Source organism: Kitasatospora sp. NPDC098652 (assembly GCF_044760155.1).
Classification (GTDB): domain Bacteria; phylum Actinomycetota; class Actinomycetes; order Streptomycetales; family Streptomycetaceae; genus Kitasatospora.
Genome location: NZ_JBIWAQ010000003.1, coordinates 503,969 through 516,788, shown reverse-complemented (window position 1 = coordinate 516,788; position 12,820 = coordinate 503,969). Strand labels below are relative to the sequence as shown.

Sequence of the window (12,820 nt, the reverse complement as noted above, 5' to 3'; positions counted from 1 at the left end):
GCGCGAGTGCGCCTGGGGCGGCGGGGTCAGTCCTGGGGCGGCCGGGCGATGCGCAGCCCGGCCCGGCCGAGTTGTCCGGTGATGTCCGCGAGGTACCGCTCGGCGTCGGCCACCGTTCCGATCCCGGCGGCCCGCCGGCGGATCCGGTCGTGCTCCTGCGGGTGCAGGCGCGCTTCCTGGATCGCGGCCGTCTCGACGAACCCGCGCAGCGTCGCCGTGACGGGCCGGCCGGGATCGGCCGGGCCGACGGCCTCCGCCTTCCAGGACACACCCGACTCGGCCGGGTCGGGCAGGGTGCGGGGCGCCTCGCGCGGGGCGTCGGCGGAGAGCAGGTGGAGGAAGTCGTTCGCCCGGGCGTCGCGGTCGGTGAGCGGGGCCAGTCCGAACAGCCGCTCGACGGTGGCGAGCAGCGAGCCGTGGTCGTACTGGGTGTGGTCGATCAGGTTGCAGTTCCGCCCGCCGGTGCCGCCGCCGGTGCCGCCCGTGCCGCCGGTGCCGCCGCCCGTGCCGCCGGGTGCGGCGGCCGGGACCCACGGGGAGACGACGACGGCGGGCACCCGGACGCCGAGCCGGTCGAAGCGGAAGCCGTGGGCGCTGTGCTCCGGGTCGGTGCGGTCGCCCGGCGGGACGGCGGTGGGTGGCGGCACGTGGTCGTAGAAGCCGCCGTGCTCGTCGTAGGTGATGACGAGCAGGCTGGACTCCCAGAGCGGTGAGCGCCGCAGCCCCTCGTAGACGGACTTGATCAGCGCCTCGCCGTCGGTCACGTCGCCGAGCGGGTGCTGGCTGTTGCCGCAGCGGAAGTCACCGCCGTGGGTGAGGACGTGGCCGTAGTTCGGCTCGATGAAGGTGTACGCGGCCGGGTACCCGGGGTCCTGGAGGTGTTCCGCCAGGTCGTCGAGGTGGTGGTAGTGCTCCACCGTCGTCAGCAGGTCCATCCCGGCGAGCGCGCTGACCTGGGGGAGCGCGTCGCCGGCGTAGACGCGCCACGGGAGGCCCTTGCCGTCCAGGGCTTCGTAGAGCGTCCCGCGTTCGAACGTGTAGCCGCTCAGCCGCGACCGGACGGTGTCGACCGGGTCGGGGCTGTGGTCGAGGCCGGCGGAGCTCGCCGCGTGCAGGAAGAAGCGGTTGGGCCAGGTCGGCCCGGGCAGGGCGGAGAACCAGCGGTCGCAGACGGCGAACTCGCGGGCCAGGGTGCTGAGGACGGGGAGCTGTTCGGCGGTGAAGCAGGCCATGACGGCGCCGGGGTCGGCGAGGGCCTCGGCGTTCTGCTTCACCGTCGCCTCGTTGACGTAGTTGTCGACGAAGCCGTCCAGGGTGATCGGCGGGTAGGTGCCGTCGTAGGCGCACCGGTCGTCGTGCGGACGGCCGGAGATGGCGGTCGAGGCGAGCTGGAGCTGGACGTCGCAGAACTCGTGCGGTGGGTCGACGGGCAGGGCGAAGGGCGCGCCGATCCGGACGGGGTAGTCCCTGCCCGCGTGGTGGTTGCCCGCGCGGGTGTCGGGGCCGTCGACGGTGGTCGGCGCGCCGGTCACCGCGTCCGTGCCGACGCCGTGGCGGAGGCTGCCGTCGGCCACCGTGCCGGTCGACACCCCCAGCATGTGGTCGAACGAGCGGTTCTCCAGGACGAGGACGAAGACGTGCCGGATCCGCCCCTGGGGTGCCGGCGCCCGGCCGGCCCGCAGCCCGGCGAGCCAGGCGTGCCACTCCTCCCGCTCGTGGGTGATCGCCTGCCGGATGCGTTCGATGGGCTCCATGCGCTCACCCCAGCAGTAGTGGTGACGGACCGTCAAAGATCCACGCCGGTGGGTGCTCGGTCAGTCCTCGGTGGGGAGTTCGGCCGGGACGGCGATCACGTCGACCAGGGCCCCGCCGCGCAGGGCGGTGAGCGGCAGCGGGCGGCCGATGGCGTCCGCGAGCATCAGCCGCTGGAGGGCCTGGGCGCTGCCCATGGGTTCGGCGGCGGCGGTGATCAGCAGGTCGCCCTCGAGTAGGCCGGAGTGCGCGGCCGGGGAGTCGAGGACCACCTCGATGATCCGCAGGCCGGTGCGCTGCCCGGTGCGCTCGCGCAGGGCGGGCGGCAGCGGGGCCGGGACCCCGGCCAGGCCCAGGTAGGCGCGGCGGATCCGGCCGTCGGCGAGCAGGGCGGCGATGATCCGCCGGCTGGTGGCGTTGATCGGCACCGCCAGGCCCAGTCCGTTCCCGGCCACCGCCGTGGTGATGCCGACCACCTCGCCGTCGGCGGTGGTGAGCGCGCCGCCGGAGTTGCCGGGGTTGAGCGCGGCGTCGGTCTGGATCACGTCGTCGATGATCCGTACGGCGCTGCCGGCCCGGGCGGGCAGCGAGCGGCCGAGCGCGCTGACCACGCCCGCGGTGACCGTCCCGGCCAGGCCGAGCGGGTTGCCGACGGCGACGACCAGCTGCCCGACCCGCAGCGCGGTGGCCTCGCCGAGCGCCACCGGGGAGGGGGTCGGGCCGTCGGCGCGCAGTACCGCGAGGTCGGAGAGCGGGTCGGCGCCGATGGTGTGGAAGGGCGCGGTGGTGCCGTCGGCGAAGGCCAGCGTGCCGGCGTCGGCGTGGCCGACGACGTGGGCGTTGGTGAGCAGGAAGCCGTCCTCGGTGAAGACCACGGCCGAGCCGAGCGCGGTGCTGAACCAGCCGTCCCGGCCGCGCCGGGGGACGTGCAGGGCGGCGACCCGTGGCGTCACGGTGGCGGCCACGGAGGTGACGATCCGCGAGTAGGCGTCCAGTGGCGCCTCCGCCCCGGGCGCGCGCTCGGGGCCGGGGCCGGGGATGGTGTCGGCCATGGGTGCTCACCCCTTACGGAGGTCCGGGTCCACCCGGTAGCAACAACGGAGCGTCGCCGAGGCTTCCGCCGACCGGGCTCAGTGCGCGAACGGCGGCTCGAAACAGCCGGTCTCGGGGTACGGGCCGCTCGTCCGCACCTGGTAGTTGGTCGGCTGCACGAACCCGATGACGCAGGCGTCGGGGCGGACCCGGAGGCTGATCGAGGCGCCCTCGGGGGTGACGTAGCCCCGCTCGCTCGTGAAGCGCGGCTCGCCCGGCCACACGGTGAGCGCGCCGACGGTCTGCGTGGTGTTCGGCCTGGCGTCCTCCGACGGGTACCCGAGCCGGAGCAGTGCGGTGCGCACGCTCGCCGGGTCCCAGGTGCCGGATTCCCAGAGCCCCTTGAGGACGGGCTCGATGCGGTTGGCCTCCCGGCGGGCCTCCTGCTCGGCGGCGGGGGACAGGTCGCGCGCGATCCGGGAGCCGTTGTTCTCTCGGTGGTGCGGCGCGCCGTCGCCGGCCCCGGGTTCCGCGTACGGTGTGGCGTTCGGGACGTCCGTGCTGGTCGGGGTGGTCGGCGCGGCCGCCGTCGGCTGGGTGGCGCGCTGTGTTCCGCAGGCGGTCAGGGCGAGGGCGGCGGCCAGCAGGGCGACGGCGGTGAGGCGCCCGGGCCGTCGCTGCACCGGGCTTGGTATGACGATCACAGGAATGACTTTCTCATGGGCGGGAAAGATCGCCTTCGGTGCGGCGGTGCCCACCTCCGCGCCCGGGTCGGTCCTGACGCCTTCTTGATGCGCGGGAAAATTGCAAAAGACGAGCAAAGTGAGCGTATCGTTCAGGCAAAGCCGCATCCGTGGGAGGGGCCCGATGGAGACGACCGAGCTGGAGACGACCGAGCTGGAGACGACCGAGCTGGAGTCGAACCGGCAAGCGCAGGGCGGAACGGGCGCCGAAGAAACGGGCGGCGCCGACGGGCCGGACGGCGGCCCCGCCGCCCTGTTGCGCCCGACCCGGGAGGCGCTGCTCGCCCGCCGCGCCCGCCGCGCCCACCGCGCCCCGCGCTGGAAGCGGCTGCTGTCGCCGGGGTCGGCCGGTCGGTCGGCCTGGATCCGGCTGGAGGCGGACGCCCAGGCCGAGCGCCTCGGCCGCCGCACGCCCGGCACCGAGCACGTCCTGCTGGCCCTCCTCGCGCTCCACGAAGTGGCGAGGCAGGAGCCGGAGTTGGTGCCGGAGGCGAACGCCGGTGAGCTGCTCGCCGGGCTCGGCCTCGACCACGCCCGGGCCCACGCCGCCCTCGACGCCGGACAGGTGACGCTGCCCGCCGACCCGCGCTCGGTCGAGGCCTACCTGTCCGGCGGCGCGGCGGACGGCGGTGCCGAGCCGCTGCTGAGGGTGCTGCTGGCGGAGGACACCCGGGCCCGGCGCCTGGTCGAGGCCCTGCGATCATGAGAGCCGCTCCGCGCCGATGAGGGCCGACGGGCGATGAGAGAGGAAGGACCCCCGATGCACGTCACCCTCGCCGAGGAGCTGGTGCTGCTCTCGCTGGACGACCGGACCGGCGCACCGAAGGAGGGCGCGAGCACCGCCTGGGCCGCCACCGGTGGCCTGCTGGCCGAACTGGTGCTGGCCGGACGCGTCGAGGTGGCCGACGGCCGGCTCACCGTGGTCGACCGCACCCCGACGGGTGACCCGCTGCTGGACGGCCGGCTGGAACGCCTCGACGAGTGGATCGGCGGACGGCGCCCGGGCCGGGCCAAGGCCGCGGACTGGCTCACCAAGGACCGGGCCACCGTGCTCCGGGACACCGAACTGCGGCTCTGCGACCGCGGCCTGGTCACCGAGGAGCGGCGCCGCGTCCTCGGCATCTTCCCGGTCCGGCTCTACCCGGAGGCGGACGGCAGTGTGGAGCGCGCGCTGCGCGAGCGCCTGACGGCCGTCGTCCTGGACGGCGCCGAGCCGGAGCTGCGAACCGCCGCGCTGATCGCCCTGCTGCACTCGGCCGGGCTGCACCGGCCGGCCTTCCCCGACCTGCCGCGCAAGCAGGTCGAGCCGCGCTTCGCCGAGATCGCCGCGGGCGACTGGGCGGGCGACTCCGTCCGCGAGGCGATCCGGAACATGCAGGCCACCATGGCCGCCGTGATCGCCGCGACGGCGGCCGCGACCACCGCCGCGGCGACGGCCTGAGGCCCGGGGGCCCGTGCGCGTCGGACGGGCCGGTGGGCCGGTGGCGGGGGCTCACAGCACGGCGGCACCGAGGGTGATCGAGGCCAGCACCATCAGCAGCCCCAGGGCGACGAAGCCGTACTCCAGCCGCACCCGCTCCCGCCCGTCCACCAGCACCTGCCGGGGGTCTGCCGGGTCGTAGCGCACCGGGACGTAGCCGCCGTCGGGCATGGGGTGGCGGGCGGTGGACGGGACGGGCGAGAACACCTCGACCACCCGGCCGTCCGCGGTCTCGAACTGGAGCAGCGGCCGCGGCGGCAGCGCCCGGTCCTCCGGAGTCGCGACGCGGGACCGCACCAGGGCCGGGACCGGCACCCCGACCCGGCGCAGCCGGCGCAGTTCGCGCAGCCCGACCACTCCGGCGAGGTAGGCGACCACACCGCCCAACGCCCCGAACACCACCACGGCGAACCCGGCCGTCCCACCCACCGCGCGCCTCCCAGCCCGAAGTACCAGCCCCGAGACTTCCCCACGGACCCCAGTATCGCCGAGTGCGGGCGGTCCTGACGCCCAGCAACGGCTCGGTCCACTGCGGGCGCCGGCCCGCGGTCGGAGTACCGTGGAAAGCGTCTCGGGTGCGGCGGACCTGGTGAGCGGAGGCGCCGGTGGCGCGTGAGCGGATGTCCCCGGCCGATGACTCGTGGCAGAGCCCGATCGGGGCCGTCGGCAAGGTGACGGTGCCCATTCCGCTGGACGGTCCGGGCGAGGTGCTGGTGGCCCTGAGGGGCGGTTCGGAGGTGTTCGCGGCCTGGTGCTCGGAGCCGGTCGGCCGGGACGTCCGGGTGGTCGTGGTGGACGCGCTCTCGGCCCGCTCGGTCATCGTCGAGCTACTGCCGTCGTAGCCGCGCGTCACAGCCCCAACAGGTCAGGTGGCCCAACAGGTCAGGTGGTCGATCATGTTCTTCTGGCACGTTCCCGCGCCCAACGAGGCGATGCTGATATCCGGTTCCAAGCACCAGGCGCAGGACACCCAGTTCCGCATCGTCACCGGCCACGGCAGCCTGGTCCTGCCGGTCAAGCAGAAGGTCCGGATGCTCTCCCTGGCCCTTCGGGAGGCGGAGATCGCCGAGGACTGCGTCACTCAGCAGGGGATCCGGCTCACCGTGCGCGCGGTCTGCGTGTTCAAGGTCGGCGACGACGCCGTGTCGATCGCCAACGCCGCCCGTCGCTTCCTCTCGGAACAGGAGCAGATGGAGGAACTCGTCGGCCGGATCTTCGCCGGCCACCTGCGGTCGATCATCGGCGGGCTGACCGTGGAGCAGATCATCCGGGAACGCAGCAGGGTCGCCCAGGAGGTGATGGCGGGCAGCCACGGCGAGATGGAGAAGCTGGGCATCGTGGTCGACGCGCTGCAGATCCAGGAGATCGAGGACTCGACCGGCTACATCGACAACCTGGCCGCGCCGCACGTGGCGGCGGTCGCCAGCCAGGCCCGGATCGCCCAGGCCAAGGCCGACCAGGAGGCCACCGAACGGGAGCAGCAGGCGGCCGCCCTGAAAGCCGAGTACGAGCGCGACACCGCGATCAAGCGGGCCGGCTTCCTCGCCGAGACGGAGCAGTCCAGGGCCCGCGCCGCCCAGGCCGGCCCGCTCGCCGAGGCCCGGGCCTCCCAGGACGTCATCGAGGAGCAGACCGCCCTCGCCCAGCGCCGGGCCGCGCTGGCGGCGCAGCAGTTGGAGGCCGAGGTACGGCGCCCGGCGGACGCGGAGGCGTACCGGCAGCGGACGCTGGCCGAAGCCGCCCGGGACCGGGTGAAGTTCGAGGCGGACGGCAGCGCCTACAGCGAACGGGCCCTCGCCCAGGCACAGGCGGACGCCAACACCGCCCGGGCCGAATCCCTGCGCGGCGGAAACCAGGAGCTCATCGCCGCCAACCGGATCGTGGAGAACCTCCCGCTCCTCGCGGACGCGGCCGCCCGGGGCATGTCCGGGGCCGAACTCACCGTCCTCAACGGCAGCGACGGCGTCAACCAGATGGCGGCCGGCATCGTCAGCCAGGGCCTCGCCATCCTGCACTCCCTCCAGCGTTCGACTGCCGTGGCCGCCGACGGCAAACCCGCACCCCGCCGCCCCGCGGCCTAGATCTCTGTGAGCGGGACGCTCGGGTCCGCGAGCCGGTCCACGTCCACCGTCCGCCCCGAGCGCACCAGTTCGCGGATCGGGTCGGTGACGTCCCAGACGTTGACGTTCATGCCGGCGAGCACCCGGCCCCCGGACAGCCAGAAGGCGATGAACTCCCGGGTGGCCGGGTCGCCCCGGAACACCACCCGGTCGTAGCCGTCGGGTTCGACGTAGCCGACGTACTCCAGGCCCACGTCGTACTGGTCCGAGAAGAAGTACGGGACCCGGTCGTAGACGGCGTCCGGCTGCCCCAGCAGGGCCCGGGCGGCGGTCTGCGGCTGGTTGAGGGCGTTGGCCCAGTGCTCGACCCGCAGGTGCCGGTCGAACAGCGGGTGGTAGGCGTTGGCGACGTCGCCGGCCGCGTAGACGTCCGGGTCCGAGGTGCGCAGGTGCTGGTCGGTCTTGATGCCGTTCTCCACCTCCAGCCCGGCGGCCTCGGCCAGCGCGGTGGCGGGGGAGATGCCGATGCCGACCACCACGGCGTCGGCCGCCAGCTCGGTGCCGTCGCCGAGCCGAACGCCGTTCACCGTGCCGTCGGCGCCGGTCAGTTCGGCGACCTGCACGCCGAAGCGCAGGTCCACGCCGTGGTCGCGGTGGAGGTCCGCGAAGACCTGGGCGACCTCGCGTCCGAGTACCCGCAGCAGCGGCAGCTCCAGCGACTCCAGGACGGTGACCTCGGCGCCCGCCGCGCGGGCCGCGGCCGCCACCTCCAGGCCGATCCAGCCGGCGCCCACCACCGCGATCCGGGCGCCCGGCCGCAGCACGGCCTTGATCCGGTCGCTGTCCTCGACCCGGCGCAGGTAGAGCACGCCGTCCTGGTCCGCGCCGGGCACCGGCAGCCGGCGCGGCACCGAGCCGGTGGTCAACAGCAGCTTGTGGTACCCGATTTCGCCGTCGTCGGCGAGGGTCACGGTGCGGGCGGCCGGGTCGATCGCGACGACCGGGGTGCCGAGCCGCAGCGTGACGTCGTGCTCGGCGTACCACTGCGGCGGGTGGACGTGGATCTTCTCCCGGTCCTCCTTGCCGAGCAGGTAGCCCTTGGACAGCGGCGGGCGCTCGTACGGGCGCTCGTGCTCCTCGCCGATCAGCACGATGCCGCCCCGGTACCCGGCCCCGCGCAGGGCCTCGGCCGCCTTGGCGCCGCCCAGGGAGGCTCCGACGATCACGATCGGCCGTTCGCTGCCCGCCATTGCCCGACTCCTTGCTCTCCGTCGACGATCCGGGGTCAGCCTGCCGCCGAACGGGTGGTGTGTCGAGACCGCGCCGGGCGCGCCGCGCCGCGCTCGCCCGTACGGGTGAACGGGGGCCTCACGGTGTCGCCGCCTCCCTGACCAGCGCGGTGTCGGTGAACTGCTCGAAGCGGACGATCCGGCCGCCGCGCACGACGAAGTGGTGGGCGACCCGGACCGCGAGCGGTCGTCCGGTGGCCTTGTGGACGGCCGTGTAGCGGGCCAGCACCACCACGTTCTCGCCGTCCACCACGTACAGGTCGTCGTGCGCCGTCCAGTTGTCCCACTCGGCGGCCAGCCGCTCCATCACGTTGGCGGTGACGCCCTTCGGCGTGCGGTAGGTGCCGGCCAGCGGGAAACCGGCCATCTCGGTCCACTCGACGTCGTCGGCGAGGGTGCTGCGCAGCGCGGCCAGGTCGCCCCGGGCGGAGGCCAGGTACTGGCGGCGCACCACGTCCGCGGGGGCGGCGGACTCGGCGAAGCCGGCCACGTCCCTGGGGATCTCGATCACCGCGCGCTCACCCCCACGCCATCTCCCCCATGGCGACCTTGGTACCGATGTCGACGGCGATCCGCAGCCCGAGGTCCGGGAAGCGCCGCTCCAGCGCCTCCTTCGCGGCGGCGGCGTCCGCGGCCCGGCCCAACTCGGTCTCGAAGGCCCGCAGGTAGGCGCGGGTGTGGTCGAGGGCGTTGAGGTCGGTGGGCGCGTCGGCGACCCGGTGGCCGGCCGCCAGCCAGGTCGGGCGGAGCGCCTCCATGCCGTCCAACAGGTCGATCCAGGCGGCCCGTTGGGCGGCGGTCGGGGTGTCGGCCGTCCACACGTGCAGGCCCTCGAAGAGCAGCACCCCGCCGAGCACCGCGCGGTGGTGGTGCTGCCACAGGTAGTGCCGGTCGGGGAGGTGGAAGTCGGCGCCGCGCAGTTCGAACCGGTGGCCCTCGAAGACGATCTCGTCCCCGGTCAGCACCTCCGGCCGGACCAGCCGGGTCGGCAGCTCGGGGCCCAGGTGCGACCAGGCGCGCAGCTTGTCCTCGTAGGTGTCCTGGATGTGCTGGACGGTCGAGGCGGTGGCCAGGAAGCGTGCGCGGGGGAAGGCGTCCTGGATCTCCTGGGCGCCGAAGTAGAAGTCCGGGTCGCCGTGGCTGACGAAGACGGTGGTCAGCCGCTTGCCGCTGGCGCGCACCCGCTCGACCAGCCGGCGCCCGTCGGAGCGGGTGAACCCGGCGTCCACCAGCAGGGCGTCGTTCGGCCCGGTGACCAGGACGGCGGTCTTGTTGAGCGAGCTGTCGGGGGCGTCGATGATCTCGAAGTCGAGAGCGCTCATGCTTACGGATCCTTCCTCGGGCCGGGCACGCCTCGTCGCCAGGATCCCCGCCGGGGAACCGGCGCGCATCCGGAGCGTCGACGGGTGCTGCCGATCGGGTGCTCTCCGCCCCGTGCTCGGGCGACACCCCGTGCGCGTCGTCCGTCGCCCGGGCCCCGCCCCAGCAGACTTCCAGGGCCCCATCGTGTTCACGTCATGAGAGGACCGAGGTGAAGCCCAGTCAGAGACCGGCGGTACCACCCGTCGGCTGGAGACGCCGACTAGGCAAGGCGATGAGTTCCGCCCTGGCCTTGACGCTCGTACCCTTCGCCATCTCACTCGTCGCCCCCACCCAGGCCTCGGCGGCCGGCCTTCCGGGCGGGCTCGGGCCCTGCCTGGGCGCGGACTGCCCGGCGACCTTCCCCCCGGTCAACAACGGCCCCTTCGCGGGCCGCGATGCCGGGATCAACATCTTCGTCGGCGGTGACTTCAACGTCGCCGGCTCGGCCGCCGAGGCCGAGGGCCACGTGGTGACCCTCGGCAACTTCAGCCAGAACAAGGCCGCCGGCGCCAGCTCCGGCTACAACGTCGGCATCGCCGGCGTCGGCTCGCGGGTGCCCCCGCCCGACGGTGCGGACTTCCTCACCGCCGGCGGCAACGTCACCGTCGCCCCGGGCCAGCGGCTCCTGGCCGACGGCGGCGTGGTCCGCTACGCGGGCACCGCCACCGGCACCATCACCGGGACGACGATCCAGGACGCCCAGGCCGTCGCCGCCTACGCGCCGCTGCGCGGCCAACTGCAGTCGGCGAGCGAGTGCTACGCCGGGGTCGGCACACCCCGCCCGGCCACCGGGACGGCCGTCAACCAGGGCTACCAGACCCTGTTCACCGGCGACGGCAGCTCCGCGCTCCAGGTCTTCAACGTCGACTTCGACCTGGTCGGCAACGGCGGCTCCACCCAGGGCGTCGCCTTCACCGGGATCCCCGCGAACGCGACGGTGCTGGTCAACCTGGTCGGCGGTGCCCGCACCGTCAACACCTACAGCGGCAGCTTCGACGACAACGACCCCTGGAACCAGCTGCGCCCCCGTCTGCTGTGGAACTTCCCCACCGCGAGCACCGTCACCCTCACGGGCTCCGGGCAGTTCCAGGGCAGTGTGCTGGTCGGCAACCCGGCCAGCACCAGCACGATGAACCTGCCCGGCCTGAACGGGCGCTTCTTCACCACCGGTTCGCTGCTGCACAACTCCGGTTCGGGCATGACCGGCACCGAGTTCCACGCCTACCCGTTCAACGGCGACCTGCCCGACTGCGGCAACCCGCCGGCCCCGACCGCGTCGACCAGCGTGACCAAGGTCGACTCGGCGACCTCGCAGCCGCTCGCCGGCGCCACCTTCCAGCTGTGGCGGGAGACCAACGGGGTCGCCGGGCTGCAGACCTCGGGCACCACCCCGGACAGCAAGGTCGGCGCCCCCTGCACCACCGGCGCGGACGGCGTCTGCACCGTCGGCGACCTGCCGCTGGGGACGTACTACTGGCAGGAGACGGCGGCCCCGCCCGGCTACGACCTGCCGCAGCAGCCGGTGACGACGGTGGTGCTGGACACCAACGGCCAGACCGTCCCAGTCACCGTCGCGGACACCAAGTCGCCGGTGGTGGAGACCGCGTCGACCAGTGTCACCAAGGTCGACTCGGCGACCTCCCAGCCGCTGGCCGGCGCCACCTTCCAGCTGTGGCGGGAGACCAACGGGGTCGCGGGGCTGCAGACCACGGGTGCCAACCCGGACACGGCGGTCGGCTCGCCCTGCACCACGCCCGCCTCGGGCGTCTGCTCGGCGACCGACCTGCCGCTGGGGACGTACTACTGGCAGGAGACGGCGGCCCCGCCCGGCTACGACCTGCCGCAGCTCAATGTGACCGAGGTCGTGCTCGGCACCAACGGGCAGAACGTCGGGGTGACGGTGGCCGACACCAGGACGACGGCCCCGACCGCCGCCACGACCGTCACCAAGGTCGACTCCGCCACCGGGCAGCCCTTGGCGGGTGCGGTCTTCCAGCTGTGGCGGGAGACCAACGGTGTGTCCGGCCTGCAGACCACGGGTGCCAACGCGGACACGGCGGTCGGCTCGCCCTGCACCACGGGGGCGGACGGTCTCTGCTCGGCGCAGGGCCTGCCGCTGGGCACCTACTACTGGCAGGAGGTCTCCGCGCCGAACGGCTACGAGCTGCCCGACCTGAACGTGACGACCGTGGTGCTGGACACCAACGGGCAGACCGTCCCGGTCACCGTCCAGGACACCCGGACTGTCGCCCCGACCGGTACCACCTCGGTGACGAAGGTGGACTCCGCGACCGGGCAGCCGCTGGCGGGCGCCACCTTCCAGTTGTGGCGGGAGACCAACGGGGTCGCGGGGTTGCAGACCACCGGGGCCAACGCGGACACGGCGGTCGGCTCGGCCTGCACCACCCCGGCCTCGGGCGTCTGTTCGGCCGACGGCCTGCCGCTGGGGACGTACTACTGGCAGGAGACGGCGGCCCCGGCCGGGTACGACCTGCCGCAGCAGCCGGTGACGACGGTGGTGCTGGACACCAACGGCCAGAACATCCCGGTCACCGTCAAGGACGCCAAGACGGCCACGCAGACCGGGAAGACCACCGTCACCAAGGTGGACGCCGAGACGGGCAAGCCGGTGGCCGGAGCCGTCTTCCAGCTGTGGCGGGAGACCAACGGCGTGCCCGGGCTGCAGACCACCGGGGCCGACGCGGACACGGCGGTCGGCCCGCTGTGCGCGACCGACGTCAACGGTGTGTGCTCGGCGGACAACCTCCCGCTGGGGACGTACTACTGGCAGGAGGTCGTCGCTCCCCCCGGGTACGAGCTGCCGCAGGACGCGGTGTCCACGGTCGAACTGACCAAGGACTGCCCGTGCGTGGAGATCACGGTCGCGGACAGCAGGAAGTGCCCGCCGGAGCCCTGCCCGCCGGAGCCGTGCCCGCCGGATCCGTGCGACCCGCCGGACCACCCGTGGGGTCCGAACACCGACCGCACCCCGGTGCCCGGCCTGCACGGAGGGCGCGCCTGACGGACCGTGCCCGCGCGTGAGCGCGTGAGCGTGTGAGCGCGTGAGCGCGTCAGCGCCTGAGCTGACGAAGTGGCCGGAGG

General features: G+C 73.9%; 12 protein-coding genes. 5 read left to right on the top strand and 7 right to left on the bottom strand.

Annotation, left to right across the window (positions count from 1 at the left end; genetic code table 11):
- Window positions 1-26: 26 nt before the first annotated feature.
- The 3 genes from ACIQWA_RS10220 to ACIQWA_RS10210 all read right to left on the bottom strand — a co-directional run bounded on the left by ACIQWA_RS10220 (window position 27) and on the right by ACIQWA_RS10210 (window position 3,488).
- On the bottom strand, window positions 27-1,754 hold the full coding sequence (locus tag ACIQWA_RS10220; RefSeq protein WP_402480602.1) for an alkaline phosphatase family protein: 1,728 nt from the start codon (window positions 1,752-1,754) through the stop codon (window positions 27-29).
- A gap of 60 nt (window positions 1,755-1,814) precedes the next feature.
- Window positions 1,815-2,804 carry a S1C family serine protease gene (locus tag ACIQWA_RS10215; protein WP_402480599.1) on the bottom strand — a complete coding sequence of 330 codons (990 nt, stop codon included), beginning with the start codon at window positions 2,802-2,804 and terminating at the stop codon, window positions 1,815-1,817.
- Between the two features lie 78 nt (window positions 2,805-2,882).
- Window positions 2,883-3,488 carry a hypothetical protein gene (locus tag ACIQWA_RS10210; protein ID WP_402480598.1) on the bottom strand — a complete coding sequence of 202 codons (606 nt, stop codon included), beginning with the start codon at window positions 3,486-3,488 and terminating at the stop codon, window positions 2,883-2,885.
- Window positions 3,489-3,651: 163 nt separating this feature from the next.
- On the opposite strand from ACIQWA_RS10210, the gene ACIQWA_RS10205 reads away from it, so the two are divergent.
- Window positions 3,652-4,233, top strand: a complete 582-nt coding sequence (locus ACIQWA_RS10205; RefSeq protein ID WP_402480597.1) for a hypothetical protein — start codon at window positions 3,652-3,654, stop codon at window positions 4,231-4,233.
- A gap of 54 nt (window positions 4,234-4,287) precedes the next feature.
- Window positions 4,288-4,968 (top strand): GPP34 family phosphoprotein, encoded by a 681-nt coding sequence (locus tag ACIQWA_RS10200; RefSeq protein WP_402480595.1) that lies wholly within the window; start codon window positions 4,288-4,290, stop codon window positions 4,966-4,968.
- A 51-nt stretch (window positions 4,969-5,019) separates the two neighbouring features.
- Here ACIQWA_RS10200 and ACIQWA_RS10195 read toward each other — a convergent pair whose 3' ends face one another.
- Entirely contained in the window at window positions 5,020-5,436 is a 417-nt protein-coding gene (locus ACIQWA_RS10195) for a DUF3592 domain-containing protein (RefSeq protein ID WP_360234279.1), read from the bottom strand.
- A 176-nt stretch (window positions 5,437-5,612) separates the two neighbouring features.
- Between ACIQWA_RS10195 and ACIQWA_RS10190 the strand changes: the two genes are divergently transcribed.
- Window positions 5,613-5,849, top strand: coding sequence for a hypothetical protein (locus ACIQWA_RS10190; RefSeq protein ID WP_360234277.1), 237 nt, complete (start codon window positions 5,613-5,615; stop codon window positions 5,847-5,849).
- A 54-nt stretch (window positions 5,850-5,903) separates the two neighbouring features.
- Window positions 5,904-7,088 carry an SPFH domain-containing protein gene (locus ACIQWA_RS10185; protein ID WP_402480593.1) on the top strand — a complete coding sequence of 395 codons (1,185 nt, stop codon included), beginning with the start codon at window positions 5,904-5,906 and terminating at the stop codon, window positions 7,086-7,088.
- On the opposite strand, the gene ACIQWA_RS10180 is transcribed toward ACIQWA_RS10185, so the two are convergent.
- From ACIQWA_RS10180 to ACIQWA_RS10170, 3 genes are all read right to left on the bottom strand, one after another.
- Complete coding sequence (locus tag ACIQWA_RS10180; RefSeq protein WP_402480589.1) at window positions 7,085-8,317, bottom strand: NAD(P)/FAD-dependent oxidoreductase; 1,233 nt, start codon at window positions 8,315-8,317, stop codon at window positions 7,085-7,087. The genes ACIQWA_RS10185 and ACIQWA_RS10180 overlap by 4 nt on opposite strands.
- A gap of 118 nt (window positions 8,318-8,435) precedes the next feature.
- Entirely contained in the window at window positions 8,436-8,846 is a 411-nt protein-coding gene (locus ACIQWA_RS10175) for a nuclear transport factor 2 family protein (protein WP_402480881.1), read from the bottom strand.
- A 28-nt stretch (window positions 8,847-8,874) separates the two neighbouring features.
- Window positions 8,875-9,678, bottom strand: a complete 804-nt coding sequence (locus ACIQWA_RS10170) for an MBL fold metallo-hydrolase (protein WP_402480586.1) — start codon at window positions 9,676-9,678, stop codon at window positions 8,875-8,877.
- A gap of 290 nt (window positions 9,679-9,968) precedes the next feature.
- Between ACIQWA_RS10170 and ACIQWA_RS10165 the strand changes: the two genes are divergently transcribed.
- Window positions 9,969-12,740 carry a SpaA isopeptide-forming pilin-related protein gene (locus ACIQWA_RS10165; RefSeq protein WP_402480583.1) on the top strand — a complete coding sequence of 924 codons (2,772 nt, stop codon included), beginning with the start codon at window positions 9,969-9,971 and terminating at the stop codon, window positions 12,738-12,740.
- Window positions 12,741-12,820 lie beyond the last annotated feature (80 nt).